Source organism: Demequina gelatinilytica (genome assembly GCF_000971115.1).
GTDB classification, from domain to species: domain Bacteria; phylum Actinomycetota; class Actinomycetes; order Actinomycetales; family Demequinaceae; genus Demequina; species Demequina gelatinilytica.
The window spans coordinates 1-25,550 of record NZ_BBLV01000017.1 but is presented as its reverse complement, the minus strand read 5'-3'; the positions used below and the strand labels follow the sequence as shown (position 1 = coordinate 25,550).

24 protein-coding genes are annotated in these 25,550 nt (G+C 72.9%); 9 read left to right on the top strand and 15 right to left on the bottom strand.

The features are described 5' to 3' along the window. The 3 genes from AOM00_RS12705 to imuA' are packed head-to-tail and all read right to left on the bottom strand — an operon-like array spanning window position 1 to window position 5,751. Window positions 1-3,375, bottom strand: a complete 3,375-nt coding sequence (locus tag AOM00_RS12705; protein WP_062518144.1) for an error-prone DNA polymerase — start codon at window positions 3,373-3,375, stop codon at window positions 1-3. Beyond that, on the bottom strand, window positions 3,368-5,068 hold the full coding sequence (locus AOM00_RS12700; RefSeq protein WP_082097052.1) for a Y-family DNA polymerase: 1,701 nt from the start codon (window positions 5,066-5,068) through the stop codon (window positions 3,368-3,370). Before AOM00_RS12700 ends, AOM00_RS12705 begins: the two co-directional genes overlap by 8 nt. After that, window positions 5,065-5,751 carry a DnaE2-dependent mutagenesis accessory factor ImuA' gene (gene imuA', locus AOM00_RS12695; protein ID WP_062518143.1) on the bottom strand — a complete coding sequence of 229 codons (687 nt, stop codon included), beginning with the start codon at window positions 5,749-5,751 and terminating at the stop codon, window positions 5,065-5,067. Before imuA' ends, AOM00_RS12700 begins: the two co-directional genes overlap by 4 nt. Before the next feature lie 164 nt (window positions 5,752-5,915). Here imuA' and AOM00_RS12690 point away from each other — a divergent pair, with 164 nt between their 5' ends. Then, complete coding sequence (locus tag AOM00_RS12690; protein WP_228373502.1) at window positions 5,916-7,748, top strand: alpha-amylase family glycosyl hydrolase; 1,833 nt, start codon at window positions 5,916-5,918, stop codon at window positions 7,746-7,748. A 6-nt stretch (window positions 7,749-7,754) separates the two neighbouring features. Here the strand turns inward: AOM00_RS12690 and AOM00_RS12685 are convergent, their stop codons facing one another. Beyond that, window positions 7,755-8,555 (bottom strand): TrmH family RNA methyltransferase, encoded by an 801-nt coding sequence (locus AOM00_RS12685; RefSeq protein ID WP_062518142.1) that lies wholly within the window; start codon window positions 8,553-8,555, stop codon window positions 7,755-7,757. 95 nt (window positions 8,556-8,650) lie between these two features. Here AOM00_RS12685 and AOM00_RS12680 point away from each other — a divergent pair, with 95 nt between their 5' ends. Next, entirely contained in the window at window positions 8,651-9,646 is a 996-nt protein-coding gene (locus tag AOM00_RS12680) for a DUF2157 domain-containing protein (protein ID WP_062518141.1), read from the top strand. A 90-nt stretch (window positions 9,647-9,736) separates the two neighbouring features. On the opposite strand, the gene AOM00_RS12675 is transcribed toward AOM00_RS12680, so the two are convergent. The 6 genes from AOM00_RS12675 to glgA form a co-directional block, all read right to left on the bottom strand. Further along, window positions 9,737-10,816, bottom strand: coding sequence for an SPFH domain-containing protein (locus AOM00_RS12675; RefSeq protein WP_062518140.1), 1,080 nt, complete (start codon window positions 10,814-10,816; stop codon window positions 9,737-9,739). 1 nt (window position 10,817) lies between these two features. Further along, a complete protein-coding gene (locus AOM00_RS12670; protein ID WP_062518139.1) occupies window positions 10,818-11,264 on the bottom strand; it encodes an NfeD family protein in 447 nt (148 codons plus the stop codon). A gap of 104 nt (window positions 11,265-11,368) precedes the next feature. Next, on the bottom strand, window positions 11,369-12,274 hold the full coding sequence (locus tag AOM00_RS12665; RefSeq protein WP_062518138.1) for a sulfite exporter TauE/SafE family protein: 906 nt from the start codon (window positions 12,272-12,274) through the stop codon (window positions 11,369-11,371). A gap of 85 nt (window positions 12,275-12,359) precedes the next feature. Beyond that, a complete protein-coding gene (locus AOM00_RS12660) occupies window positions 12,360-12,833 on the bottom strand; it encodes an RrF2 family transcriptional regulator (RefSeq protein WP_062518137.1) in 474 nt (157 codons plus the stop codon). A 4-nt stretch (window positions 12,834-12,837) separates the two neighbouring features. Beyond that, window positions 12,838-13,620 (bottom strand): ABC transporter ATP-binding protein, encoded by a 783-nt coding sequence (locus AOM00_RS12655; protein WP_062518136.1) that lies wholly within the window; start codon window positions 13,618-13,620, stop codon window positions 12,838-12,840. A gap of 10 nt (window positions 13,621-13,630) precedes the next feature. Then, entirely contained in the window at window positions 13,631-14,833 is a 1,203-nt protein-coding gene (gene glgA / locus AOM00_RS12650; RefSeq protein ID WP_062518135.1) for a glycogen synthase, read from the bottom strand. A 205-nt stretch (window positions 14,834-15,038) separates the two neighbouring features. On the opposite strand from glgA, the gene AOM00_RS12645 reads away from it, so the two are divergent. The 3 genes from AOM00_RS12645 (at window position 15,039) to serB (ending at window position 17,591) form a co-directional block, all read left to right on the top strand. Next, window positions 15,039-15,632: a RodZ family helix-turn-helix domain-containing protein gene (locus AOM00_RS12645; protein WP_062518134.1), complete on the top strand. Its 594-nt coding sequence runs from the start codon at window positions 15,039-15,041 to the stop codon at window positions 15,630-15,632. An 88-nt stretch (window positions 15,633-15,720) separates the two neighbouring features. Beyond that, on the top strand, window positions 15,721-16,962 hold the full coding sequence (glgC, locus tag AOM00_RS12640) for a glucose-1-phosphate adenylyltransferase (protein WP_062307131.1): 1,242 nt from the start codon (window positions 15,721-15,723) through the stop codon (window positions 16,960-16,962). Next, on the top strand, window positions 16,959-17,591 hold the full coding sequence (gene serB, locus AOM00_RS12635) for a phosphoserine phosphatase SerB (protein WP_062518133.1): 633 nt from the start codon (window positions 16,959-16,961) through the stop codon (window positions 17,589-17,591). The genes glgC and serB overlap by 4 nt, the downstream gene beginning before the upstream one ends. 45 nt (window positions 17,592-17,636) lie before the next feature. Here serB and AOM00_RS12630 read toward each other — a convergent pair whose 3' ends face one another. Genes AOM00_RS12630 through fabG form a run of 4 tightly spaced genes read right to left on the bottom strand, consistent with a single transcriptional unit; the run spans window position 17,637 to window position 20,631 of the window. After that, entirely contained in the window at window positions 17,637-18,590 is a 954-nt protein-coding gene (locus AOM00_RS12630; protein WP_062518132.1) for a glycoside hydrolase family 88 protein, read from the bottom strand. Next, a complete protein-coding gene (locus tag AOM00_RS12625; RefSeq protein ID WP_062518131.1) occupies window positions 18,587-19,099 on the bottom strand; it encodes a SixA phosphatase family protein in 513 nt (170 codons plus the stop codon). The genes AOM00_RS12630 and AOM00_RS12625 overlap by 4 nt, the downstream gene beginning before the upstream one ends. A 4-nt stretch (window positions 19,100-19,103) precedes the next feature. Then, window positions 19,104-19,871, bottom strand: a complete 768-nt coding sequence (fabI, locus tag AOM00_RS12620) for an enoyl-ACP reductase FabI (protein ID WP_062518130.1) — start codon at window positions 19,869-19,871, stop codon at window positions 19,104-19,106. A 52-nt stretch (window positions 19,872-19,923) separates the two neighbouring features. After that, on the bottom strand, window positions 19,924-20,631 hold the full coding sequence (fabG, locus tag AOM00_RS12615; protein WP_062518129.1) for a 3-oxoacyl-ACP reductase FabG: 708 nt from the start codon (window positions 20,629-20,631) through the stop codon (window positions 19,924-19,926). 60 nt (window positions 20,632-20,691) lie between these two features. On the opposite strand from fabG, the gene AOM00_RS12610 reads away from it, so the two are divergent. Further along, the gene (locus AOM00_RS12610) at window positions 20,692-21,528 is read left to right on the top strand and encodes an SURF1 family protein (protein ID WP_062518128.1); all 837 of its coding nucleotides are present in this window, start codon (window positions 20,692-20,694) and stop codon (window positions 21,526-21,528) included. Between the two features lie 113 nt (window positions 21,529-21,641). Here AOM00_RS12610 and AOM00_RS12605 read toward each other — a convergent pair whose 3' ends face one another. Beyond that, complete coding sequence (locus AOM00_RS12605; RefSeq protein ID WP_062518127.1) at window positions 21,642-23,240, bottom strand: ABC-F family ATP-binding cassette domain-containing protein; 1,599 nt, start codon at window positions 23,238-23,240, stop codon at window positions 21,642-21,644. 131 nt (window positions 23,241-23,371) lie between these two features. Between AOM00_RS12605 and AOM00_RS12600 the strand changes: the two genes are divergently transcribed. Genes AOM00_RS12600 through AOM00_RS12590 form a run of 3 tightly spaced genes read left to right on the top strand, consistent with a single transcriptional unit; the run spans window position 23,372 to window position 25,549 of the window. After that, the gene (locus AOM00_RS12600; protein ID WP_062518126.1) at window positions 23,372-24,064 is read left to right on the top strand and encodes a biotin transporter BioY; all 693 of its coding nucleotides are present in this window, start codon (window positions 23,372-23,374) and stop codon (window positions 24,062-24,064) included. 10 nt (window positions 24,065-24,074) lie between these two features. Beyond that, the gene (locus AOM00_RS12595) at window positions 24,075-24,782 is read left to right on the top strand and encodes an energy-coupling factor ABC transporter ATP-binding protein (protein WP_062518125.1); all 708 of its coding nucleotides are present in this window, start codon (window positions 24,075-24,077) and stop codon (window positions 24,780-24,782) included. Beyond that, window positions 24,779-25,549, top strand: a complete 771-nt coding sequence (locus AOM00_RS12590) for an energy-coupling factor transporter transmembrane component T family protein (protein ID WP_062518124.1) — start codon at window positions 24,779-24,781, stop codon at window positions 25,547-25,549. The genes AOM00_RS12595 and AOM00_RS12590 overlap by 4 nt, the downstream gene beginning before the upstream one ends. The last annotated feature ends 1 nt before the right edge of the window (window position 25,550 follow it).

Below are 25,550 nucleotides of genomic sequence, written 5' to 3'. Positions count from 1 at the left end.
TCACTGGAAGTCCCGGCTGCGCGACGGCACCTTGAGGGACATCGGGGCCAGATGCTCCGCGACCAGGTTGGTGGCGTTGTCCGCACGCTCGATCCGTCCGCGGATGATGAGGGCGGGCGAGCGCCGCGCGACCGCCTGGAACCTCTTCCACACCCCCACCGAGCAGATGACGTTGAGGAAGCCCGTCTCGTCCTCGAGGGAGATGAACGTCACGCCGCGCGCGGTGCCCGGGCGTTGACGATGCGTGACCACCCCGGCGACGGTGACGCGCCGCTCCGCCTCATGCGTGAGCACGTCCGCGACGCGCAGCACCCCGGCACGGTCCAGCCCTTCGCGCACGAACATCGTCGGGTAGCCGTCGACGGACACCCCGGAGGCCCACACGTCCGCCACGGCCTCCTCGACCACGCTCATGCCGGGAAGCATGGGTGCCTGCGCACCGGGCACCGTGCCGGGCAGCGTGTCGGGCCCCTCGCGGGACAGCACCCCCGAGGCCCAGAGCCCCTCGCGCCGCGTGACGCCGAGCGCCTCGAGCGCACCTGCCGTCGCGAGCGCCTCCCACTGCGCCGTGCTGAGCCCCTTCTCGGGCGCGAGGCCCGCCTTGCCGGATACGCCCTTGGGTCGGATCCGCACGCGCCGCGCCATGTCGTGCAGGTCCGCGAACGGCCGCTCCTCGCGCGCCTTCACGATGGCAGCGGCGGCATCGTCCCCGAGCCCGCGCACCGCGGCGAGCCCCATGCGCACCCCGAGCATGCGGTCCACGCGGACCAGCCTCGCCATGTCCTCGCGCCGCTCCCCCGGCACCGCGAACGGCGCCTCGAGCTCCTCGACGCGCGCGAGCACCTCGGAGCGCACCACGCACGGGCGCAGGATCGCCTGACCATGGCGGCGGGCGTCGGCGGCGAGCGACTGCGGCGAGTAGAAGCCCATGGGCTGAGCCGCGAGCAGGCCGGCGTAGAAGGCCGCCGGGCGGTGCACCTTGAGCCAGCTCGACGCGTAGACCAGGTACGCGAAGGAGAACGAGTGCGACTCCGGGAACCCGAAGTCCGAGAACGCCTTGAGCTTGTCGAAGATCTGGTGCGCGACGTCCGCGGTGATACCGCGCTCGTTCGCGCCGACCATGAAGCGTGCGCGCAGCGCCTCCATGCGCTCGGGGCTGCGCTTGGATCCCATCGCGCGCCGCAGCTGGTCCGCGAGGGCGCCGTCGAAGCCGGCGGCGTCCATGGCCATCTGCATGAGCTGCTCCTGGAACAGCGGCACCCCGAGGGTCTTGCCCAACGACCTCTCGAGCAGCGGGTGCAGGAACGTGACGGGCTCGCGACCGCGCGCCCGGTTGATGTACGGGTGCACCGAGCCGCCCTGGATGGGCCCGGGACGGATGAGGGCGACCTCGATCACGATGTCGTAGAACCGCCGTGGCCGGAGCCGGGGCAGCGTCGCCATCTGGGCGCGCGACTCGACCTGGAAGACCCCGACCGTGTCAGCGGCGCAGAGCAGCTCGTACACCGCGGGGTCCTCCTGCGGAAGCGAGTGCAGGCCGAGGTCCTCGCCGCGGACCTCCTGCATGTACCGGAACGCATACTTGAGGGCCGAGAGCATCCCCAGGCCCAGCAGGTCGAACTTCACCAGGCCCGCGTCGGCGCAGTCGTCCTTGTCCCACTGGAGCACGGTGCGGCCGGGCATGCGCGCCCACTCGACCGGGCACACGTCGATGACGGGCCGGTCGCACAGCACCATGCCGCCGGGGTGGATGCCCAGGTGGCGCGGGAGGCGCATCAGCCGGTCCGCGAGGTCGAGCACGTTCTCGGGGATGTGGTCGAGCTCCTGCGTGGGCGGAGGCTCGGGCCACATCGCGTCGCGCTGCTTGGCGGCCCACTCCTCCTGCTTCTCCGGCGGGACGCGCAGCGCGCTCCAGCGGTCGATCGACTTGGACCACGCGTCCTGCTGGCCCACGTCGAAGCCGAGCGCCCGCGCGGCGTCGCGCACCGCGGAGCGGGGCCGGTACTGGATGACGTTCGCCACCATCGCGGCGTTGATGCGCCCGTGGCGCGCGAAGACGTACTGGATCACCTCCTCGCGACGGTCGGACTCGATGTCGACGTCGATGTCCGGGGGGCCGTCCCGCTCGGGCGCGAGGAAGCGCTCGAACAGCAGCCCGTGGGTGACCGCGTCCACGGCCGTGACGCCGAGCGCGAAGCACACCGCGGAGTTGGCCGCCGAGCCGCGGCCCTGGCACAGGATGTCCGCGCGGCGGCAGAACGCGACGATGTCCTGGACGATGAGGAAGTAGCCGGGGAAGTCGAGCGCCTCGATCACCGCGAGCTCGTGCTCGATCTGCTTCCACGCTCCCGGCACCCGCTCCGCATCGGGAGGGCCGTAGCGCTCGCGCGCGCCGCGGTACGTGAGCTCGCGCAGCCACGTCGCCTCGGTGTGGCCGGACGGCACGGGGTACGGCGGCAGGTTCGGGGCGACCAGGTCGAGGTCGAAGGCGCACTCCGCCGCCAGCCGCGCCGCGGTGGCCACCGCCTGCGGGTGCCGACGATGCCGGAACGCCATCTCCCCTGCGCTGCGCAGGTGCTGGCCCGGAGACCCCGGCAGCCACCCGTCCATGTCATCGAGCGACGAGCGTGACCGGACGGCCGCGAGCGCGCCCGCGAGGTCGGCATCCCGGGGGGTCGCATAGTGCGCGTTGGTGGTCGCCACGAGCGGCAACGAGGCGTCGAAGGCGAGGTCCGCCAGAGCGGCGTTCACCTCCGAGTCGTACGGGGAGCCGGTGTCGGTGATCTCCACCGCGACCCCCTCGCGCCCGAACAGCGCGACCAGCCGATCGAGCTCCGCGCCCGCGGCCGCGTAGCCGTCGCGCGAGACCCCTCCGGGCATCGCGGCCCCACCCGGTCCGGTGAGGGCGGAGCGCACCGCGCCCTTGCGGCAGCCGGTGAGGACCAGGAGGTCCCCGCCGCCGGCATCGGCGAGCGTCTCGAGCGTGTAGCGCGCGAGGCCCTTCTCCCCCGTCGCGAGGTGCGCCATGCCGATCGCGTGGCTGAGCCGCGAGTAGCCCCGCGCCCCCCGCGCGAGCACCACGAGGTGCGACGCGCGTGGATCGGGGACGCCCGTGGGCGGGTCGAGCACCGGACGTCCGCCCGGGCCGTCGGCGGCAAGGCTCAGCTCCGCGCCGAACACCGTGGGCAGCCCGATCCCCTTGGCGGCGCCCGCGAAGCGCACGGCGCCGTAGAGGCCGTCATGATCGGTGATCGCGAGCGCGGTCAGCCCGAGGCGCCCCGCCTCCGCCGCCATCTCCTCGGGCTGGCTCGCGCCGTCGAGGAAGCTGAATGCGGAGTGCGCGTGGAGCTCGGCGTACTCGGGAAGGTCAGTCATAGACGGCCTCCAACGCCCATTCCCCGCCTCCGTAGGCCAGCAGCACCGCGGTCACGGCGTCCTCGCCGTCGCGCAGCGCGACCTGGACGTAGGCGCGTCGCGAGGCGTCCTCCGACCACCACCGCTCCGAGACGGGCCACGGGCCGGCCCAGGACTCGACCGGGCGCGGGCGGTCCCACACCGGGCCGACGACGCGCCCCACATGCCCCTCGGAGGGATGGCGGTTCGCGGCGCGGGCCCGCTCGTCGGAGGCGTCCGCCTCGAGCCGCACCCAGGTGGGCGGTGCGCTGATCGCGAGGCGCCTGCTGATGGTGACAGGGCTGCCGCCCGCATCCAGCACGAGCGCGGGTCGCGCCACCGGGGGCACCGTCGCGGGCGGCGGGTCGGGGATGCGTCCCGGCCACGGATGCGCGATCGCGCGAGCGGGTGGCGCCTCCTGGCCCCAGGGCGCCAGGAGCGCCCTGTCACGGGGAGAGCGCCCGCCTTGCTCGGCGACCGCGAGCACGCCCTCGAGGCCGAGGAGCCCCTGGACGCGTTCGAGGGCACGATGCGCGCGCGAGTCCGCGCCAGACACCCCACCCCACAGATAGGACTGCTCGGCCCCGAGCGGGACCACGTCCTCGGCGACCAGCCCGAGCGAGACGAGCGGCGACGGCTCCGGCCCCTTGCCGCCGTCCGAGCTCCCCGCCGTGCCCGACAGCCAGCCCTCGAGCTGCCACCGCACGCGATCCGTCATGTGCCGTGCGAACGCACCTGCACGGGTGCCGACATCGGTGCGCCAGACCCTCTCGAGCTCCTGCCCCTTCTCGGTGCGCGCGGTGATGCGCACGCGCCCGCAGCGCACGCCCGCATCGAGCAGGGCGCGGTCGAGCGCAGCCGCGGCCTCCTTCGCGATATGGACCAGCTGCTCGATCCGCTCGGCCGGGTCCTCGAACACATGCTCGACCGCGATGTCCTCCTCGCTGCGGCGCAGCACCGGCGGCGCGAGGTCCTCCCCCGAGGCGAGGCGATGCGCCCACACCCCCACGGGTCCGAAGCGTGCGAGCACATCCCCGAACGGCAGCGCCGCGAGATCCCCGAGCGTGGCGATGCCGAGGCGCGTGAGGACGCTGGTGAGACGCTCGACCTCCTCGCGCTGCACACGCTCCATGGCCGCGAGCGCGAGCGACCCGATGGGCGCAGGCGCGAGATAGTCGCGCGAGGCACCCGAGGGCACCAGCTCCGAGGAGCGTGCCGCGAGCACGGCCGCGAGCAGACCGTCCGCCGCGCCGACCGCGCATTCGACGCCCGCATGCTCGGCCACGGCGCTCACCAGCGCCTCCGCGAGCGCCTCCTCCGAGCCATGGAACCGGGAGGCGCCGTCCGAGGGGACGATCATGAGGCCCGGGCGCGAGATCTCGACCCCCGAGACGGCCTGCTCGGCAGCCGCCGCGACCGCCTCGAACAGGCGCGAGTCGCGGCCCTCGTCGTACGGCAGGATCGCGAGCTCGGGGCAGACCCGCTGTGCGAGCCGGCGCGTGCTGCCGCGCCTCACCCCTGCGGCGCGCGCGGCGGCGGAGACCGCGACGAGCCCGCGCCCGTGCAGCACCGCGGCCGGGGCGTCGGCCCCCAGTCCCGCCTCCGTCATCGCCGCGACCGCGGGCCAGTCCGGCACCCACAGCACGGCGCGCCGCACCACCGTCACGACGCTCATGCCGCACCCCCGAGCGAGCGCACGGGCGCGAGCGCCGGCGCACCCCTGCGCAGCGACGAGTCCACCTCGATCGGCAGTGTGACCATCCGGGCGAGCCCCCCACGCCGCTCCTCGACCCGCACCACGAGCTCGCGCCCTCGCAGCCTCCCGTCGCCAGCGCCGAGCCCGTGCCATCGGGACCCCACCGCGGTGAGGCTCGCATGGGCGCCCGACCACGGGCCCTCCGCGACGATGACGGAACCCCGCTCCCTCGCGCGCGAGGCCAGCCGGCGCCGGTCCGCGTCGGACAGCGCGAGGCGCGGGCCCAGCAGGACCACGTCCATGCCGTCGACGCACGCGCCCGCCACGGCCGCGGCCTGCGCGCCCGGATGCGGCATGAGCGCGACGCGCGCGAGATCGAGCCCTCGCCTCGCTGCCGCGACCACCCCGAGCGAGGGCATGCCCACCGCCGCGGTCCACGAGCCCGACTCCGAGGCGGCGGCCGCGAGCGCGAGCATCAGGGATGTGGAGCCGACCACCGAGACCACCTGGCCGCGCCTGAGACCCTGCGGCAGCACCTGGTCGAGCACCGGCGCGAGAGGCAGCGTGGGCGCCTCCCAGCGATCACGGGTGGTCCCCACCCGCCGCTGCACCCCCGCGAGCGCCTCGCGCGCCCGGGCGAGCCTCGCCTCGGCCGTCTCCATCGCCGCGCACCTCCTGCACAGTCCCGCATCATCGATCATCCGTTCGAACATATGTTCGAACGATCCTTCGATTATGGCCCCACCCTCCGACAGCGGGCAAGGCGGCCCGGATGCCAGGAGGGACGGGTGCTCCCCCTCCCGGAAAGGCCCTACGATGGACGACCATGGCATCGATGCAAACGCTTGCATGGGCTCACCACGACGGCTCCGCCCTCTACGCCCCCGACGGTCCCGTCGCACTCGGGGACGAGGTCGCGCTGCGGGTGAGGACCGCTGAGGAGGCGCAGGTCGAGCGCGTCTGGCTCCGCACGGTCCTCGACGGCGAGCCCGCCTTCGTCGCGGCCGAGCCCACGGGCGAGCGCGACGGCGAGCGGTGGTTCACCGTGCGGCTCACGCTCCACAACCCCCTCACCCCGTACCGCTTCCTGCTCCAGGCCCACGGCGACATCGCCTGGCTCAACGGCACGGGCCTGCACCGCCGCGACGTCACCGACCACCACGACTTCCGCCTGCACACCGAGGACTCCTCCCCCGCGTGGCTCCGCGATGCGGTGGTCTACCAGGTCTTCCCCGACCGCTTCGCCCCCGACCCCTCCGGCGCCGCCCCCGGGGACCTGCCCGGCTGGGCGCTCCCGAAGGCCTGGGACGAGGAGCCCGCGACGGACGGCCCGGCGGCCGTCACCGAGGTCTACGGCGGCACGCTGGCGGGCATCGAGGCCCGCCTCGACCACCTCGTCGCACTCGGCGTCACCACCCTCTACCTCACGCCGTTCTTCCCCGGGCGCTCGAACCACCGCTACGACGCGAGCACGTTCGACCACGTGGACCCGCTGCTGGGCGGCGACGAGGCGCTCGCCTCCCTCGCACGCGCCGCGCACGCCCGCGGCCTGCGGGTCATGGGCGATCTCACGACCAACCACACCGGGGACGGGCACGACTGGTTCGCCGCATCCCGCGACGTCGCGTCCCCGGAGGCCGGCTACTACCTCTGGAACGAGTCGCGCGACGACTGGGTCGGCTGGACCGGCCATCGCCATCTGCCCAAGCTGGACTGGCGGGACGAGGCGCTCGCCGCCCGCATGGTCGAGGACGAGACGGCCGCGGTGCGGCGGTGGCTCGCGCCGCCGTACGCGCTCGACGGCTGGCGGATCGACGTGGCGAACATGACCGGCCGCCACGGCCCGGTGGATGTCAACGCCGCGGTCGCGGCACGGGTGCGTCGCGTCGTGGCAGCCGACAACCCGGATGCGGCCGTGGTCGCCGAGCACTTCCACGATGCGACCGAGGACCTCCGTCGCGGCGCATGGGACGCCGGCATGAACTACGCGGGCTTCCTGCGCCCCGTCTGGCAGTGGCTCGCCCAGCCCGGCACCGGAATCCGCTATCTCGAGGCGCCCGTCCCCGTCCCCTCGCGCACGGGCGCCGAGGCCGCGGCGACGATGCGCGACGTCCTCGCCGGTATCCCGTGGCGGGTCGCGGCGCGCGCCTGGAACCTGCTCTCGACGCATGACACGGCGCGCATCCGCACGCTCACGGGATCACCCGAGCGCCACCGCGCCGCCGCCGCGCTGCTGTACACCTACGTGGGCGCGCCGTTCGTGTTCGCGGGCGACGAGGGCGGGGCGAGCGGCGTCAACGGCGAGCACTCCCGGACGCCGATGCCGTGGACCGAGATCGAGGACGGCGGGCCGCGCTGGGACGCGGGCACGCATGCGACGTACCGAGCGCTCGGGCGGCTGCGCAGCGACCGCTGCGCGCTCCGGCACGGCGGGCTGCGCTGGGTGGCGGCGACGGACGACGCGCTGGTGTACCTGCGCGAGTGCGGTCACGAGGCGGTCCTGGTCGCGGTCGCACGCGAGGCGACGTCCCTGACGGTCGACCTCCCCGGCCGCCCGCTCGAGCACCTGTACGGAGAGGTCGACGCGTCGCAGGGGGACGGGATCACCCTGACCGCCCGCGGCGCCGCCGCCGGGGTCTGGAGGCTCGGCCGCGCGTGAACCGCGTCAGCGCGCCCGCAACGCCCACATCGCGACCGCCGAGGCCGCGGCGACGTTGAGGGAGTCCACTCCCCCGTGCATCGGGATGATGACGGCCTCGTCCACATGCGCGAGCGCCTGACGGGTGAGCCCATCGCCCTCCGCACCCATGACCAGCGCGACCCGCTCGCCGGCCCGAGCCGCGAAGTCGTCGAGGTCCACCGCATCGTCCGCGAGCGCGAGCCCCGCGACGGTGAAGCCGAGCGCGCGCAGCTCGTCGAGGGCATCGGGCCACGCCGAGGCGCGGGTCCACGGCACCTGGAACACCGTGCCCATCGACACCTTCACCGAGCGTCGGTACAACGGATCCGCGCACGTCGGCGCGACCACCACGGCATCGGCGCCGATGCCGGCCACCGAACGGAAGATCGCCCCGACGTTGGTGTGGTCGACAATGCCCTCGAGGACCACGATCCGACGCGCATCGCGCACCAGGTCCGCGAGCGCGGGCAGCTCAGGGCGCTCCATGGACGCGAGCGCGCCCCGATGCACCTGGTAGCCCGTCACATCCTCGAGCAGCGCGGCCGGCGCGACGTAGATCGGCACGTCCTCGGGCACCACCGTCGCGACCGAGTCGAGCCAGCGCTCGCTCAGCAGCACCGCGCGGGGACGATGCCCTGCCGCCACCGCGCGCGCGATCACCTTGGCGCCCTCCGCCATGTACAGGCCCCGCTCGGGCTCGAGCGCGCGTCGCAGGGCGACGTCGGTGAGGTCGCGGAAGTCGGCCAGACGCGGGTCGGCAGGGTCGTCGATGCGGATCACGGGCATGACGCCCATCATCCCAGCGCGCATGCCGCCCGCGTGCCGTCGGCGTACGCTGGAGGTATCGACGCAGGTGTCGATGTCGCTGGAGGGAAGCGGCGATGAACGAGCTCGAGACGAGGCTCGGCCGGTGGGTCGAGGCGGGGCTCATCAGCCCCGAGACCGCAGCCGACCTGCGCCGATTCGAGTCCGCGCAGCCGCAGGACGTCGAGGCGCATCCGCGTCCCCTCGCGCTCGTCGGGGAGGTCGTGGGCTACCTCGGCGCCGTGCTCACGGTGTCGGCCCTCGCGTTCCTGCTGAGCCGCACCTGGACCGACCTCCCCACGGCCGCCCGGATCGCCCTGGTCGCCGCCCTGGTCGCGGTCACGGCGACCGCGGGCGTCCTCGCCGCGCGCACGGCGAGCGCGCCGGCGCAGCGGCTCGCCTCCGTGCTGCTCGTCGCGGCGGTGGTCCTCACCGGATGGCTCGCATGGGTGATCGGGCACGATGCGGCGGGCGTCGACGACGAGGACGTCGGGCGCTGGGTCACCGCGGCGGCTGCCGCTGCGGCGACGGCGGTGTACCTGGCGCGACGGCGGGGCCTCACGCAGATCACGCTCCTCGTCGCGCTGGCGTGGTGCGTCGAGACGTTCGCGCAGCCATGGGAGAGCGACGCGTCGGCGCTCGCCCTCGGGCTGCCGTGGGTGATCCTCGGGATCAGCTGGATCGCGCTCGCCATCACCCCGCTGCTCACCCCGCGCGAGCCGGCCCTGGTCACGGGCGGGCTCCTCGCGTACGCAGGTCTGTCCATCGCGGCACGCGGAGACGCACGCGGCCTCATGCTCGGCCTGGGCGTCGCCTTCGCGGCATGGCTCATCGGCGCCGCCGTCATGCGTCGGGAGCTGGTCCTGCTGATCGTCCCGGGCGCGGTCGCGCTGCTCGCCTCGGTCCCGCAGCTCATCGACCACCTGGTGGGCGACACGCTCCTCACCTGGGTCGGGGTCATGGTGTCCGGGCTCGCGCTCGTCGCCGTCGCGGTCTGGATGGTGCGCGACCGGCAGAGGCACGAGCCCGAGGAGGCGGGCGCGGCCGACGACGACATCGTGCTCAGCCCCTGAGCGTCGCGCGCGGGGCGGGCCGTCACGCGCCCCGGACGCGACGAGGGCCCCGGAGGATCGCTCCTCCGGGGCCCACCGTGCCTTGCGTCCCTACTGGCCCTTCTCGGCGTCCGGGTCGAACGGCTTGCCGGAGCGCGTCCCGGCCTGCTCGGCCTCGCCCGAGATGCCCTCGGCCTGGCGACGCGCCTCCTCGAGCGCGGCACGCGGGTCCGCGAGCGCCGAGGTGATGCGCGAGGTGCGCGAGCGTGCACGCTCGGGGTCGCGCTCGAGCGGCTCGGACTCGTCCGTGACGCCGAAGCCGGCGGCGACCGCCTTGAGCGCACCCGTGAACTCGGTCGGCACGAACCACATCTGGTTGTTGTTGGCCTTCGCGACCTCCGGGAGCATCTGGAGGTACTGGTAGGACAGCAGCTTGGAGTCGGCGTCGCCCTCGTGGATCGCGTCGAACACCTGGAGGATCGCGCGCGCCTCACCCTCGGCCTTGAGGATCTTGGACTGCGCCTCACCCTCGGCCTTGAGGATCGCCGACTGCTTCTCGCCCTCCGCCGTGAGGATCGCCGACTGCTTGACGCCCTCCGCCGTGAGGATCGCGGCACGACGGTCGCGCTCGGCACGCATCTGCTTCTCCATCGAGTCCTTGATGGACAGCGGCGGCTCGATCGACTTGAGCTCGACGCGGTTGACGCGGATGCCCCACTTGCCGGTCGCGTCGTCGAGCACGCCGCGGAGCTGACCGTTGATCTGGTCGCGGCTGGTGAGCGTCTGCTCGAGGTCCATGGTGCCGACGATGTTGCGCAGCGTGGTCGTGGTGAGCTGCTCGACGCCGGTGATGTAGTTCGCGATCTCGTAGACCGCGGACTTCGGGTCGGTCACCTGGAAGTAGATCACCGTGTCGATGTCGACCACCAGGTTGTCGGACGTGATGACCGACTGCGGCGGGAACGAGTAGACCATCTCGCGCAGGTCGACCTTGGCACGCACCTTGTCGATGAACGGGACCAGCAGGTGGAGGCCCGCGTCCATGGTCGAGTGGTAGCGGCCCAGGCGCTCGACCAGGTAGGCCTGCGTCTGCTGCACCACGATGATCGCCCTCGCGATCGCGGCGATCACGAAGATCGCGAGGACCGCGATCGCGATCCACACGATGATCGTGCCTACGTTGTCACCCATCTCAGCTCTCCTTCTCGGGCGCGACCACAGCGGTCGCGCCCTGGATCCTCAGCACCGTCACGTCGGAGCCCTCGGGAATCGCGGGCGCATCGTCCTCGGTGCGCGCCGTCCATACCTCCCCGTTGAGCTTGACGCGGCCGCTGGTCTCGGTCACCGTGTCGATCGCGCGGGCCGCACGGCCCACGAGCGCCGCGGTGTTGGTCTCGGCGGCGCCTTCGCCCCGTGCGCGCAGCGAGCGCAGCAGGAACGGCCGCAGGCCGCCGATCAGCAGCGAGGCGACGGCGAGCGCGATGATGACGCTCAGCCACCACGGCGCGCCCAGCAGCGCGGCGACGCCTCCCGCGAGCGCACCCACGGCGAGCATCGCGAACAACAGGTCGAGCGTGAAGATCTCGATCGCACCGAGGATCATCGCGCCGATGAACCACCACAGGAACTGCTCCACCATGGCCTCCTTGTCTCTCGGCACGCTAGCAGGGATGACGAGAGGCCCGCATCGTCCGTCGGGACGATGCGGGCCTCCTCCCCCGGAAGGGTGCGTCGCGCCTGGTGTCAGACCGTCTGAGGCTCGACGTCGAGCGCCTGGGCGGCCGCCTTCTCGGCGCGGTGGCCCTTCCAAGCCCGGGTGATGGCCCACGCCCACACCGCGACGATGACGAGGTACACGGCCCAGCTGTAGGGCGCGACCGCGGACAGCGCATCGGTGTGCAGCAGGGTGCGCGCGTTGGTGAGGAGGATCATGCCTCCGACCGCCGCGCCGAGCATGCGCGGCGGGACGTGACGGACCAGGTAGGCCGCGAGAGGCGCGGCGACCAGCCCGCCCGCGAGGAGCGCGAGGACCCAGCCGAAGTCGATCCCCGACGTGCCGAGGCCGACGAGGAAGCCCACCGATGCCGCGGCGGCGACCAGGAACTCGGAGGTGTCGATCGATCCGATGACCTTGCGGGGCTCCATGCGGCCCGAGGCGAGCAGCGTCGGGGTGCCGATGGGGCCCCAGCCGCCGCCACCGGTGGCGTCCACGAAGCCCGCGACGAGGCCGAGCGGCGCGAGGAAGCGTGAACGCAGGGGGCGCTTGGCCTTGTCGGCGTCGACCTTGGTCCCGGTGAAGCGCGTCAGCACGTAGATGCCGAGGCCGAAGAGCAGCATCGCCATGACCGGGCCGGCGGCCTCGGTCGAGATGCTCGACAGGAAGGTCGCACCCGCGAACGCGCCGATGGCACCGGGGACGCCGACGCGCCACACGACCCGCCAGTCGACGTTGCCGAACCGCGCGTGCGCCACGCCCGAGGCGAGGGTCGTGCCCACCTCCGCGAGGTGCACCGTGGCGGAGGCGAGCGCCGGGCTGAGGCCCACGGCGAGCATGAGCGTGGACGACGTGACGCCGTACGCCATGCCGAGGCTCCCGTCGACGAGCTGCGCTCCGAAGCCGACGATCGCCACGAGGACGAGAGTGCGCATGGATCCCTCCACCCGAGCCGGGCGCGGGCGCGCCCATGGGTCGGTAGAGATAAACCATACCTACCTAGTGGGTAGGAATCAATTCCTACTCGCCAGATAGGTTTGTTTGGGCGTCCTCCCAGGCAGCTTGGTCCTCGACAAGGGTCCGGATCTCATCGGGAAGCGCACCGGCAGCGAGGTCCGCGACGGTCACGCGCTCGAGCACCGCGCGGATCGAGGCGCGCACCGCCACCCAGATGGTGAGCAGCTCCGACGCGGCACCCCCGTACTCGAGGCCCGACGGGCGTTCACCACGCACGAAGATGAGCGGGCCGTCGACCGCGCGCACCACGTCCGCGAGGGTGATCTCGGCGGCGGGACGCGTGAGCCGGTACCCCCCGCCGATGCCGCGCTGGCCCACCACGAGGCCGTCGTCGCGCAGCGCCGTGAGGATCCCCTCGAGGAACTTGCGCGGGATGCCCTGGCTGGCCGCGAGCGCGCCGGTGGTGCGAGGCTCCCCCGCCCGCGCGAGCTCGGCGGTGGCCCGCAGGGCGTAGTCGGCGCGCGCGGAGACCTTCATCGGCTCACGCGCGGCGCGCGGAGTAGCGTCCGCCGCTCGCGGCGAGCTCGACCGACATGCCGTAGGTGCGCGACAGGTTCTCGGCGGTCAGGGTCGGCTCGAGCGGACCCGCGGCGACCACCTCTCCCCCGCGCAGCAGCATCGCGTGGGTGAAGCCCACAGGGATCTCCTCCACGTGGTGCGTCACCATGACGATCGCCGGCGAGCGGTCGTCGCCCGCGAGCTCCGTGAGCGCGCCGAGCAGCTCCTCGCGTCCGCCCAGGTCGAGGCCCGCGGCGGGCTCGTCGAGCAGCAGCAGCTCCGGATCAGGCATGAGCGAACGCGCCACCTGGACGCGCTTGCGCTCGCCCTCCGAGAGCGTGCCGAACTCGCGATCCGCGAAGCTCTCCATGCCGAAGGCCCAGAGGAGCGCATCGGCCCTGTCCTCGTCGACGCCGTCGTAGTCCTCGTGCCACCGGCCCGTCACGCCGTGCGCGGCGGTCATCACCACGTTGCGCACCGTCTCGTGCGCGGGGATGCGGTCGGCGAGGGCGGCGCTCGACAGCCCCACCCGGACGCGCAGCTCTCGTGTGTCCGTCTCGCCCAACCGCTCGCCCAGGATGCGCGCCTCGCCCTCGGTGGGGAACATGCGCGCCGAGGCGATCGACATCAGGGTGGTCTTCCCGGCGCCGTTCGGACCGAGGATCACCCACCGATCCGCGGCGGACACGGTCCAGGACACGTCCCGCAGGATCTCGTTGTCACCACGGCGCACCCGCACGCCCTCGAAGCCGAGCACCTCAGTCATGGCGGCGAGCCTATCCAAGAATCGAGCGGTAGACGCTCAAGGTGCGCTCGCCGATCGCGTCCCACGAGAAGCTCTCCGCTGCGCGCCTGCGACCGGCCTCTCCCATCGCCTTCGCGCGGGACCCGTCCGACACCATGTCGGTCAGCGCGGCCGCGAGGTCGCTCGCGAAGCCCTCCGGGTCCAGAGGCGTCCCGGTGCCGTCCTGCACCTGCTCGATCGGGACCAGCGTGCCGGTCTCCCCCGGCACCACCACCTCGGGGATGCCGCCGGTCGCGGTCGCGACCACGGGCAGCCCGACGGCCATGGCCTCGAGGTTGACGATGCCGAGCGGCTCGTAGACGGACGGGCACACGAACGCCGTGCACGCGTCGAGCACCGCGACCAGCTCGGGACGCGGCAGCATCTTCTCGATCCACACGATGCCGTCGCGCTCCTGCTGGAGCTTCGCGACGGCGCCCGAGACCTCCGCCGCGATCTCCTTGGTGTCCGGCGCGCCCGCGCACAGGACCACCTGGATGTCCTTGGGGAGCTGCTCGACCGCCTTGAGGAAGTACGGCAGACCCTTCTGACGCGTGATGCGGCCCACGAACACGATCGCGGGACGCGAGGGGTCGATGCCGTGCTCGGCGACCACCGCATCGGCCTTGGCCCGCTCGGCGTCGGTCGACGGCGCGGCCCAGCCGTCGACGTCGATGCCGTTGTGGACCACCTGGACCTTCGCCGGGTCCACGTCGGGATAGCAGCGCAGCACGTCCTGGCGCATGCCCTCGCTCACCGCGATCACGGCGTCCGCGGCCTCGTACGCGGTCTTCTCGATCCAGCTCGAGACGCGGTAGCCGCCGCCCAGCTGCTCGGCCTTCCACGGGCGCAGCGGCTCGAGCGAGTGGGCGGACAGCACATGCGGGATCCCGTGGAGCCGCGCGGCGAGGTGACCGGCCATGTTGGCGTACCACGTGTGCGAGTGCACCAGGTCGGCGCCCGCGCAGTCCTTCGCCATGGGGAGGTTGTGCGCGAGCACGTCGAGCGCGGCGTCGCCCACACCGCCGCCGAGCGCGTCGTACCCCGTCACGCCGGCCTCGTCGCGCGGGCCGTCGAAGGCGCGCACGCGCACGTCGATGTGGTCGCGGAGCACCGCCGCGAGCTCTGTCACATGGACGCCGGCGCCTCCATAGATGTGGGGCGGGTACTCACGGGTGAGGATGTCGACGCGCATGCCCCCCACGCTAGCGGCTCCCCCCGCGCGAGGTCTCCCCTCACCCCTGGAAGGCACGGCCTACCGCGCCCGCGGTACACGTGCACCCCGACGCCGTACCGCATCGGCGGACACTTCGCCCGTTCCGTCCCGATGGTCCCGCCGGAGGATCTCCCCCCGTCAGGACGATGGGGACCACCACCCCGACCCGTCTGGAGGATCGTTCATGTCCATCACGCCGCTCGCCGCCGCCGGCCTCGCCGCCGTCGCCACCCTCGCCGCCGCACCGGTCGCCTCAGCGCAGGTCGCCTCCGCACAGGTCGAGCCACGCGAGGTCGTGGTCGTCTGCGAGGCCCCGGACGGCGGCACGTTCAGCTACCGGACCACCCTCGAGCTCACGGAGGAGGCGTCCGCCTCGCTCGCGGGCGACCGCTGCCACGCTGTCCCCACGCCCTTGCCCGCGGACGGCGCCGAGCAGCTCGTGCCGACGCCGCTGCCCACGCCCACCGCGGCCGTGCAGGGCACCCCGGCGCCCGTCCGGAAGCCCCCGAAGGTGTCGGAGCAGGCGAAGGCTCCCCAGGCGGTGGCGCCCAGCCGCATCCGCAAGGCCGCGCCCGGGACGCCGCAGGTCGCGCCGACCATGCCCGCCGACGCCACGGCGACCACCCCGGACGCGAGCGCCGCGACGGACCCGCCCACCCTCACGGGGTCCACGCCGGCGCGGGCCGCGGAGCCGTCGACCACGGGCCTCGCGCCGCAGGTCGACGGGGCGGAGCCCGCCGCCCCCGTCCACGCGGATCCCGTGGGCATCACGGGGTGACGCTCCGCGTCGGCGTTCGCGAGGCCGCTCGCGCCACGCGCGAAACTCCCTGATACGCGACCGGACCGATATCGCCTAGGCTGGACATATGTCAGCGCCGAAAGTTCTCGCCATCGTCCTTGCAGGAGGTGAGGGCAAGCGACTGATGCCCCTCACCGCATCGCGTGCGAAGCCCGCCGTGCCCTTCGGAGGCACCTACCGGCTCATCGACTTCGCCCTGAGCAACCTGGTGAACTCCGGGTACCTCCACGTGGTGGTGCTGACGCAGTACAAGTCGCACTCGCTCGACCGCCACATCGCCCGCACGTGGCGCATGTCGCCGCTGCTGGGCAACTACGTCGCCCCGGTTCCCGCGCAGCAGCGACGCGGTCCGCACTGGTACCTCGGCAGCGCCGACGCGATCTACCAGACGGTCAACATCATCGAGGACGAGTCGCCCGACATCGTCGTGATCGTCGGCGCGGACCACGTCTACCGCATGGACTTCTCGCAGATGGTGGACGCGCACATCGCGTCCGGCGCCGAGTTCTCGGTCGCGGGCATCCGCCAGCCCATCTCGCTCGCCGACCAGTTCGGCGTCATCGACGTCGATCCTGCGAGCCCCGACCGCATCCGCGCATTCCTCGAGAAGCCCAAGGACCCCGCGGGCCTGCCGGACAGCCCCGGCGAGATCCTCGCGTCGATGGGCAACTACGTCGCCAACGCCGATGCGCTGCTCGAGGCGCTCACCGCGGACGCCGACAACCCGTCCTCGAAGCACGACATGGGCGGCGACATCGTCCCCTACTTCGTCGACAAGGGCACGTGCGGCTTCTACGACTTCATCCGCAACGACGTCCCCGGCTCGACCGACCGCGACCGCGACTACTGGCGCGATGTGGGAACGCTCGACATGTACTTCGACGCGCACATGGATCTCATCGCGGTCCAGCCCGTCTTCAACGTGTACAACGACAAGTGGCCGCTGCATCAGGGCCTCGTGACGCACCCGCCGGCCAAGTTCATCCACTCGGAGGAGGGCCGCCTGGGCCACGCCGCGGACTCGATCGTCTCCCCCGGGGTCATCGTGTCCGGCGCGACCGTGACCGGATCCGTGCTCTCGCCCGGCGTGCGCCTGCACTCCTGGTCCACCGTGTCGGACTCGGTGCTGCTCGACGGCGTCCAGATCCACCGCCACGCCCAGGTGCACCGCGCGATCCTCGACAAGAACGTGGTGGTCGAGGAGGGCGCACGCGTGGGCATCGACCGCGAGGCGGACCTCGCACGCGGCTTCACCGTGACCGAGACGGGCATCACCGTCGTGGCGAAGGGGACGGTCGTCGCCCGATGAGGCTGTGCGTCCTCGACGTCGATTCCACCCTGATCACCGCCGAGGTCATCGAGCTCATCGCCGCGCGCGCGGGCGCGCGTGAGCTGGTGGCCCGGATCACCGAGCGCGCGATGCGCGGCGAGCTCGACTTCGCGGCGTCCCTCAAGGAGCGCGTCGCGACCCTCGCCGGCGTGCCCGACACCGTGTTCGCCGAGGTACGCGCCGAGGTCGAGCTCACGCCGGGCGTGCGCGAGCTCATCGGCGGCCTGCAGGACGCCGGCTGGGAGGTCGCGCTCGTCTCGGGCGGCTTCGAGGAGGTCGTGGGATCCCTCGCGGCATCCCTGGGGATCACGCGGTTCCGCGCGAACCGGCTCGAGGTGGCGGAGGGACGCCTCACCGGGCGCACCGTCGGCCCCGTGATCGATCGTGCGGCGAAGGCCGCGGCGCTCCGGGAGTTCGCGGCGGAGGTCGGTTGCGAGCCCGCCGATGCGGTCGCGATCGGCGACGGCGCGAACGACCTGGACATGATGGCCGCCGCCGGGCTCGGCATCGCGTGGCACGCGAAGCCTGTGGTTCAGGAGCAGGCGGACGTCGCGCTCAACGGTCCCAGCCTCGCCGAGGCGCTGCCCCTCATCCTCGACCGCCCGTAGGCGAGGTGGCCCCGGTGCCCGACGCTCGGTCGGGCCGGGGTCCGCTCAGCCCAGGCGCGCGCGTGCCGCCAGGGCCATGATCGCGAAGGCCTGCGCCTCGGCGCTCGTGCCCGGCGAGTCGAAGGCGGGCGCGCCGCACACGTCATGCACGAGGCCAGCGTCGTCGACGTGGGCGAGCGCGGCATCGGCCCATCGCGAGGCATCGTCCGCGTAGCGCGCGGGAAGCCAGCCGTCGGCCACGCCGGTGAACGCCGCGTACGCGAGCATCAGGCCCGCGGCGCCGTCGACGAACGACGATGCGTCGTCGAGGACGTCGTGGAAGCGGCCGTCGGCGCGCTCGTGGCGCGCGCAGGCGTCGAGCAGCGCCCGGGTCTCCGCCTGCCACCGCTCGCGCACGGTCTCCGCCTCGACGCCCAGGTGGAGCGCGCGGGCCACGCCCGCCGCGATCCACCCGTTGCCGCTCGCCCAGAAGGCGTCGCGCGTGAACTGCCGCGAGGCCATGTCGAAGCGATGCCGGTACAACCCCGTGGGCTGATCCCACAGCTGCTCGCGGTGCATGCGGTACTGCATGTCCGCGGGCGCCAGGTCCCCGGCGGCGACGAGCGCGGGCACCACCATGTAGACCGAGTCCGCCCACACCTCGGTCGCGCCCTTGAGGTGATGGAGGACGCCCCAGTCGTCGCGCGGAGAGAACCGCAGGAGCCACCAGCGCTGGCGCTGCGCCGCCTCCGCCGCGTCCGGGTCCTCCGAGCCGAGCAGCAGGGCCGCCTCGAGCAGCGAGCCCGAGTTCACCGCGGCGGCATCGTCCATGCCGCCCAGCTGACCGTCGGCGTCCTGGCGCGCCACGGCGTCACGTGCGAGCGCGCGTGCGAGCGCGAGGTCGCCGCTGTCGATCGCGGCGTGCGACGCGACGCCCTGCTCCCAGCCGAACCGCTGCATCGCGAGGAGGGCGCGCCACAGCGCCCCGGTGTCCGGTGTGGCGGGACGGGACGCGCTCACTCCTCGACGTCGCGGCCCGACAGGACCGAGACGAGGCGGCCGCAGCGCGAGGTGACCTCGGTCCACGGGCAGGAGAACTCGAGGACCGCCGCCGTGGCCGTGGGAAGCCCGTGGGCGACCCGCTGGAGCGCCGTCTTGTCGGAGCCCGAGCCGGCGAGATGGGCGGCAGCGGCGGAGGACGTGGGCTCGTGCCCGACGACCACCACGGTCTGAGCGTCCCCGGCGCCGCGCAGGACGTCGAGGAGGCCCGCGACGTGGGTCTCGTAGAGCTCCTCGTCCAGGCGCGTCTCGCACTCGCCGAAGGCGGCCGACATGAGCTTCCACGTCTGCTGCGTGCGCACGGACGGCGAGACCAGCGCGAGGTCAGGGGTGAGGCCGGCCTCGGCGATCACCTGGCCCAGGCGGGTCGAGGCCTTGCGACCGATGAGCTCGAGGGCTCGGTCGGAGTCCTGGAGGCCGGCCGCGGGGGCCTCGGCCTTGGCGTGGCGGGCGAGGATCAGCGTAGGCACGGTGTCACTGTCCCATGGCGTGCACGCCGCCGTCTACGTGGATCATCTCGCCGGTGGTGGCGGGGAACCAGTCCGACAGCAGGGCCGTCACCGCGCGGGCGGTGGGCTCGGTGGCCTCGGAGTCCCAGCCGAGCGGCGCGCGCTGGGCCCAGTTGCCCTCCATCTGCTCGAACCCGGGGATGTGCTTCGCGGCGGTGGTCTTGATGGGGCCGGCGGACACCACGTTGCAGCGGATGCCCTGGGGACCCAGGTCGCGCGCGACGTAGCGGTTGACGGCCTCGAAGGCGGCCTTCGCGACGCCCATCCAGTCGTAGACCGGCCACGCGTAGCGGCCGTCGAAGGTGAGGCCGACGATGGATCCGCCGTGCGACATGAGCGGCGCCGTGGCCTGCGCGAGCGCCTTGAGCGAGTAGGCGGAGATGTGGATCGCCGTCGAGACGTCCTCCCACTCCCCCGACATGAAGTTGCCGCCCATGACGGACTGCGGCGCGAAGCCGATGCTGTGCACCACGCCGTCGAGGTGCGGGACGTGCTCGCGGACCTGGTCGGCGAGCGCGGAGAGGTGCTCGGGGTTGGTGACGTCGAGCTCGACCACCTTCGCCTCGACCGGGAGGCGGCGACCCATCGCCTGCGTGATCTTGAGCGAGCGGCCCACGCCGGTCAGCACGACCGTGGCGCCCTGCTCCTGGCACAGCCGCGCCACCTCGAACGCGATCGAGCCCTCCGTGAGGACGCCGGTGACGAGGATGTTCTTGCCTTCGAGGATTCCCATGGTTGCTCCTATGCGAGGGGACGATGCGGGGTGGGAGGGGGCGGACGCCGGTTCAGTGGCCCATGCCGAGGCCGCCGTCGACCGGCAGCACCGCGCCCGAGACGTAGCCTGCGGCGTCGGAACCCAGGTAGACGGCTGCGGCGGCGACCTCCGCGGTCGCGCCGAAGCGCTTGGCGGGGATGGTCGCCTCGTACTGCTTGACGGTGTACTCCGGCAGCTCGGCGGTCATGTCCGTGGTGATGAAGCCGGGCGCGATGACGTTCGCGGTGATGCCGCGTGCCCCGACCTCGCGCGTGATCGAGCGGGCCATGCCCACGAGCGCCGACTTCGAGGACGAGTAGTTGACCTGGCCGGGGTTGCCCATGAGGCCCACGACGGAGCCGATGAGGACGATGCGGCCGTACTTCTCGCGCATCATCGAGTTCACCGCTCGCCGCACGCAGCGGAACGTGCCGGTCAGGTTGACGTCGACGACGTTCGCGAAGTCCTCGTCGCTCATGCGCATGAGCAGGCCGTCCTTGGTGATGCCGGCGTTCGCGACGAGCACCCGGACGCGGCCGTGCTGCGCCTCGAGCTCGTCGAAGGCGGCGTTGACGGCGTCGGTGTCGGTGATGTCGGCGATCGCGCCGGTCACGCCCTCGGGGAGGTCGCCTCCACGGTAGATGGTGGAGACGATGTCGCCGTTGGCGACGAAAGCCTCGGCGATCGAGCGGCCGATGCCGCGCGCGGCACCGGTGACGAGGACATGGCGGGAGGTCATGGGGGCAACGCTAGCGGAGCCCCGGACGGATGCGCGAAACCGCGGCACTAGCATCGTCGGGTGACCACCGCCTCCCGTTCCACGCGCATCGCGCGTGTGGTCGCCATCGTGCTGGTGGCGCTCGTGATGTCGGCCGTGGCGGTGCGTGCCGGGTTCTGGCAGCACGGCAGGCATGTCCAGCGCGCCACCGCGATCGAGCGCTACGAGGCGAACACGAGCGCCGAGCCCGTCCCGCTCGCCGACGCGGTCGCGCCCGGCGAGGCCGTCGGCGACGCGGAGTGGACCCTGGTCGAGGTCGAGGGAGAGTTCGAGGCAGGCTCGACCACGCTGCTGCGCAACCGGCCGGTCGACCGCGAGCGCACGTGGCACGTGCTCGCGTGGTTCGACACCGACGACGGTCGCTCCCTCATGGTCGATGCCGGGTGGGTCCCCATCCCCGACAGCGGCGACCCCGCCGATGCGGTGCCCGCGCTTCCCGAGGGCCCCGTGACGATCACCGCGGTGCTCCGCGCGGCCGAGCCCGACGACGGCCGCCGCGACGAGGGCGCCACCCGGATCACCCCGCTTCAGATGCCCGATCCCGGCGCCGAGGCCATCGACGGCTACGGCATGGTGCGCTCGATCTGCGACGGCGAGTCCTGTGTCGCGGCGCTCGGCTCCCCGGTTCCGCTCCCCTCGCTCTCGCTGGGCCCGCACCTCGCGTACACGTGGCAGTGGTTCGGCTTCGCGCTCATCGCCCCGATCGGGGGCGCGCTGCTCGCGCGTCGCGACTGGCAGCTCACGGGCGAGGCCGGAGATGATGCGCCCGAGCCCGCCCGTGCATCGTCGCCGCCGAAGGCGCCGCGCCGCCGGCGCGAGCGCGGCCCCTCGGACGAGGAGATCGAGGACGCCCTCTAGCCGCTGACAGCTCCAACGGAGTTCGTCACGACACGCCGCGGTGGACACGCGGTTCTGCGGCAACACGCCGCAGAACCAGGACCAGCTCCGTTGGCAGTGTCGGGCGGGAGAGGTCAGGCGAGGGAGATGAGCTCGCGGTAGGACTCGTTGTAGAGGTCTTCCACCGCGTCGGGCAGGAGCAGCACGCGCTCGGGCTCGAGCGCCTCGACGGCGCCCTCGTCGTGCGTCACCAGCACCACGGCGCCCTCATACGTGCGCAGCGCGCGGAGGATCTCGGCACGCGACGCCGGGTCGAGGTTGTTCGTGGGCTCGTCGAGCAGCAGCACGTTGGCCTGCGACACCACCAGGGTCGCGAGCGCGAGGCGCGTCTTCTCGCCGCCGGACAGCACCTTGGCGGGCTTGTGCGCGTCGTCGCCGATGAACAGGAACGAGCCCAGCACGTTGCGCACCGCCGTGTCGTCGAGGTCAGGCGCGGCGTGGCGCAGGTTCTCGAGCACCGTGGCGTTCATGTCCAGGGTGTCGTGCTCCTGCGCGTAGTAGCCGAGCTTGAGGCCGTGGCCCGGCTGGACCTCGCCGGTGTCGGGGTCCTCGACGCCGCCCAGGAGCCGCAGCAGCGTGGTCTTGCCCGCGCCGTTGAGGCCCAGCACCACCACGCGCGAGCCGCGGTCGATCGCGAGCTCGACATCGGTGAACACCTCGAGGGAGCCGTAGGACTTCGACAGCTCGGCGGCCCGGAGCGGGGTCTTGCCGCACGGCGCCGGGGTCGGGAAGCGCAGCGCCGCGACGCGGTCCTGCACCCGCTCCCCCTCGACGCCCTGGAGCATGCGCTCGGCGCGCTTGGCCATGTTCTGCGCGGCGACGGCCTTGGTGGCGGTGGCCTTCATCTTGTTGGCCTGCGCCATGAGGGCCGCGGCCTTCTTCTCGGCGTTGTCGCGCTCGCGGCGACGGCGCTTCTCATCCGTCTCGCGCTGGCGCAGGTACAGGTCCCAGCCGAGCGCGTACTGGTCGAGCTCGCCGCGGTTGGCGTCGAGATGGAACACGCGCGTGACCGAGGCGCGCAGCAGCTCGACGTCGTGGGAGATCACCACGAGCCCGCCGGGGAAGTTGGCGAGGAAGCCGCGCAGCCACACGATCGAGTCCGCGTCGAGGTGGTTGGTCGGCTCGTCCAGCAGGAGCGTCTCCGCGTCGGAGAAGAGGATGCGGGCCAGCTCGACGCGGCGGCGCTGGCCGCCGGAGAGCGTGCCGAGCGGCTGACCGAGGATGCGCTCGTCGAGGCCCAGGTTGGCCGCGATGCGCTGGGCCTCGGACTCGGCCGCGTAGCCGCCGGCCGCCCGGAAGCGCTCCTCGAGGCGCGGATAGGCGTTCATCGCCTTCTCCATCACCTTGGGGTCCGTGCTCGCCATGCCCTCCTCCGCCTCGCGGAGCTTGGCCATGAGCCCGGCAAGGTCGCGCACGGACAGGATGCGGTCGAGCGCGCGCTGCGTGGGCTCGCCCTCGCGCGGGTCCTGAGGGAGGTAGCCGATGGAGCCCTTGTGGGTCACGGTGCCGCCGGTGGGCTGGCCCTCGCCGGCGAGGAGGCGCGTCATCGTGGTCTTGCCTGCACCGTTGCGGCCCACCAGGCCCACGCGGTCACCGGGCCCGATCTGGAAGCTCGCGGGGTGCAGCAGCACTCGGGCGCCGATGCGGACCTCCAGATCCTTGGCGATGATCACGCGTTCTCCCTGCTGTCGATGCGACCTGAGTTGTGGGGACCCCACAACGTTTCTGCACCCCGGCCGGAACCCGGCCATGGGGACAGGCGGCGCCGTTAGGGTGACGGCGTCCATTATCCCAGGGGGTCCCCATGTCTCAGCACCGCGGCCTCACCGGCCAGTCCATCGCGCTCGTCGCCGTCTTCGCCGCGTTCATCGCCGCCGCGTCGATGGTGCCCGGCATCGAGCTGCTCGGCGGCGTGCCGCTCACGCTGCAGACGTTCGCCGTGGTGCTCACGGCGCTCGTGCTCGGACCCTGGCGCGGCCTCGCCGCCGTGGGCGTCTACCTGCTCATGGGACTGTTCCTGCCGGTCTTCGCCGGACGCGCCAGCGGTATCGAGGTCCTGGTCGGGCCGAGCGGCGGCTACCTGATCGGCTTCCTGGTCGCCGCGGTGGTGGTGGGCGGCCTCGCGCAGCTCGGCGCCCGCCTGGGACGGCTGCGCGGCAGCCTCCGCGCGACCTTCTGGCTCATCGGGGGGGGTCTCGTGTCGATCCCGGTGATCTACGCGGTGGGCGCCCCCTGGCTCGCCTACCGCCTGGGCCTTCCGATGCTTCCCGGCCCGGACTGCAGCGGCCTCCTCGACGTCGACTGCGCCTCGGGCGTCACGCTCGGCGTCGTGCCGTTCATCCCCGGCGACATCCTCAAGGTGGTCACCGCGGGCATCGTCGCCGCCGCGATCCACCGGGCCTACCCCGGCCTGCTGGGCGCCGCGCGGCGGGTGACCGCCGCATCGTCCGCCGAGCAGTCGGACCAGGAGGACGAGCAGGCCCGCGCCACCGCGTAGCCTTGTCCGCATGATCGAGTTCAAGGACGCGGCTGTCGTCGCGCCCGATTCCGGCGTGCCGATCCTCGAGCCCACCACGCTCACCCTCACCGAGGACCGCATCAGCATCATCGGCGCCAACGGCTCGGGGAAGTCGACGCTCGCGCGTCTCATCAACGGGCTGGTGCTGCCCGTGACCGGTTCGGTCGAGGTCGACGGCCTCGACACGCAGCGGCAGGGCGCCCAGGTACGCCGCAAGGTCGGCTACCTCTTCACGGACGCCTCCGCGCAGCTGATCATGCCCACCGCGGTCGAGGACGTCGCGCTGTCGCTGCGACGCGTCATCAAGAACCGCAGGGAGAGGGACGATGCGGCGCTCGCCGCGCTCAAGGAGATCGGGCTCGCGTCCAAGGCCGACGTCTCCGTGAACGCGCTCTCGGGCGGTCAGCGCCAGCTCCTCGCGCTCGCGGGCGTGCTCGCGTGCACGCCGTCCATCGTGGTCGCCGACGAGCCCACCACGCTGCTGGACCTTCGCTGGCGTGCCCACGTGGGCGCGCTGCTGCGCTCGCTCCCCCTCCAGGTCATCGAGGTCACGCACGATCTCGACTCCGCGGCGCGCGCCGAGCGCACGCTCGTGGTCGACCTGGGCCGCGTGGTCTTCGACGGCGACCCCAAGGAGGCCGTCCAGCTCTACCGCGACCTCATGTTCGGCCGCGCTTCGCAGGGCGCCACCGCGTGATCACGCTCCTGGGCATCTACCGTCCCGCCCGGACGCCCCTGCACCTCGCGCCGGCGTGGTTCAAGATGCTCATGCTGCTGGGGATCTCCATCGCGAGCCTCGCGATCTCCGACCCCGTCACCAGCCTCGGCATCCTTGCCGCGAGCCTGCTGCTGCTGGCCTCCACCAGGCCTCCCCTCAAGGCGACGCTCAAGGGCATGGCCCTCATCACCGTGCTCGCCATCATGGCCGCGGGCTTCCAGATCTGGCTGGGCGACTACGTTCGCGCGCTCGACCTCGCGGGCGACCTCATCGCGATCTCCGCGCTGGCGCTCGCCGTCACCTCCTCGACGTCGATGGCGCAGATGATGGACCTGGTGGTCGCGCTCGCGCGCCCCATCCGGTGGATCCTGCCGCCCGAGACGCTCGGGCTGCTGGTGGCGCTCACGCTCCGCGCGATCCCCGAGGCGGCGCAGATCCTCACCGAGTCGCGCGTGGCCGCCCGTGCGCGAGGCCTCGAGCGGGACCCTCGCGCGATCCTCATCCCTTCCGGCGCCCGCACCGTGGGCTTCGCGCTCCAGCTGGGTCAGGCGCTCCACGCGCGCGGCATCGCCGAGCACGGACGCTCCTCGAGGCGCACGCCCGAGCGCGAGCGGGAGACCGAGGTGCCCGCTCCCCTGCTCGCCGAGCCGCCCGTGCGCGAGGCGCCGTCGGAGGAGATCCCCGAGGTGCCCAGGCTCAGCCGCCGAGAGCGACGCCGGGGCCAGGCGGACCGGAGCGAGCGCTAGC

Coding starts and splice junctions, on each gene's coding strand:
- AOM00_RS12705 (WP_062518144.1), bottom strand. CDS start 3,375: ATGACTGACCTTCCCGAGTACGCCGAGCTCCACGCGCACTCCGCATTC.
- AOM00_RS12700 (WP_082097052.1), bottom strand. CDS start 5,068: ATGAGCGTCGTGACGGTGGTGCGGCGCGCCGTGCTGTGGGTGCCGGAC.
- imuA' (WP_062518143.1), bottom strand. CDS start 5,751: ATGGAGACGGCCGAGGCGAGGCTCGCCCGGGCGCGCGAGGCGCTCGCG.
- AOM00_RS12690 (WP_228373502.1), top strand. CDS start 5,916: ATGGCATCGATGCAAACGCTTGCATGGGCTCACCACGACGGCTCCGCC.
- AOM00_RS12685 (WP_062518142.1), bottom strand. CDS start 8,555: ATGCCCGTGATCCGCATCGACGACCCTGCCGACCCGCGTCTGGCCGAC.
- AOM00_RS12680 (WP_062518141.1), top strand. CDS start 8,651: ATGAACGAGCTCGAGACGAGGCTCGGCCGGTGGGTCGAGGCGGGGCTC.
- AOM00_RS12675 (WP_062518140.1), bottom strand. CDS start 10,816: ATGGGTGACAACGTAGGCACGATCATCGTGTGGATCGCGATCGCGGTC.
- AOM00_RS12670 (WP_062518139.1), bottom strand. CDS start 11,264: ATGGTGGAGCAGTTCCTGTGGTGGTTCATCGGCGCGATGATCCTCGGT.
- AOM00_RS12665 (WP_062518138.1), bottom strand. CDS start 12,274: ATGCGCACTCTCGTCCTCGTGGCGATCGTCGGCTTCGGAGCGCAGCTC.
- AOM00_RS12660 (WP_062518137.1), bottom strand. CDS start 12,833: ATGAAGGTCTCCGCGCGCGCCGACTACGCCCTGCGGGCCACCGCCGAG.
- AOM00_RS12655 (WP_062518136.1), bottom strand. CDS start 13,620: ATGACTGAGGTGCTCGGCTTCGAGGGCGTGCGGGTGCGCCGTGGTGAC.
- glgA (WP_062518135.1), bottom strand. CDS start 14,833: ATGCGCGTCGACATCCTCACCCGTGAGTACCCGCCCCACATCTATGGA.
- AOM00_RS12645 (WP_062518134.1), top strand. CDS start 15,039: ATGTCCATCACGCCGCTCGCCGCCGCCGGCCTCGCCGCCGTCGCCACC.
- glgC (WP_062307131.1), top strand. CDS start 15,721: ATGTCAGCGCCGAAAGTTCTCGCCATCGTCCTTGCAGGAGGTGAGGGC.
- serB (WP_062518133.1), top strand. CDS start 16,959: ATGAGGCTGTGCGTCCTCGACGTCGATTCCACCCTGATCACCGCCGAG.
- fabI (WP_062518130.1), bottom strand. CDS start 19,871: ATGGGAATCCTCGAAGGCAAGAACATCCTCGTCACCGGCGTCCTCACG.
- fabG (WP_062518129.1), bottom strand. CDS start 20,631: ATGACCTCCCGCCATGTCCTCGTCACCGGTGCCGCGCGCGGCATCGGC.
- AOM00_RS12600 (WP_062518126.1), top strand. CDS start 23,372: ATGTCTCAGCACCGCGGCCTCACCGGCCAGTCCATCGCGCTCGTCGCC.
- AOM00_RS12595 (WP_062518125.1), top strand. CDS start 24,075: ATGATCGAGTTCAAGGACGCGGCTGTCGTCGCGCCCGATTCCGGCGTG.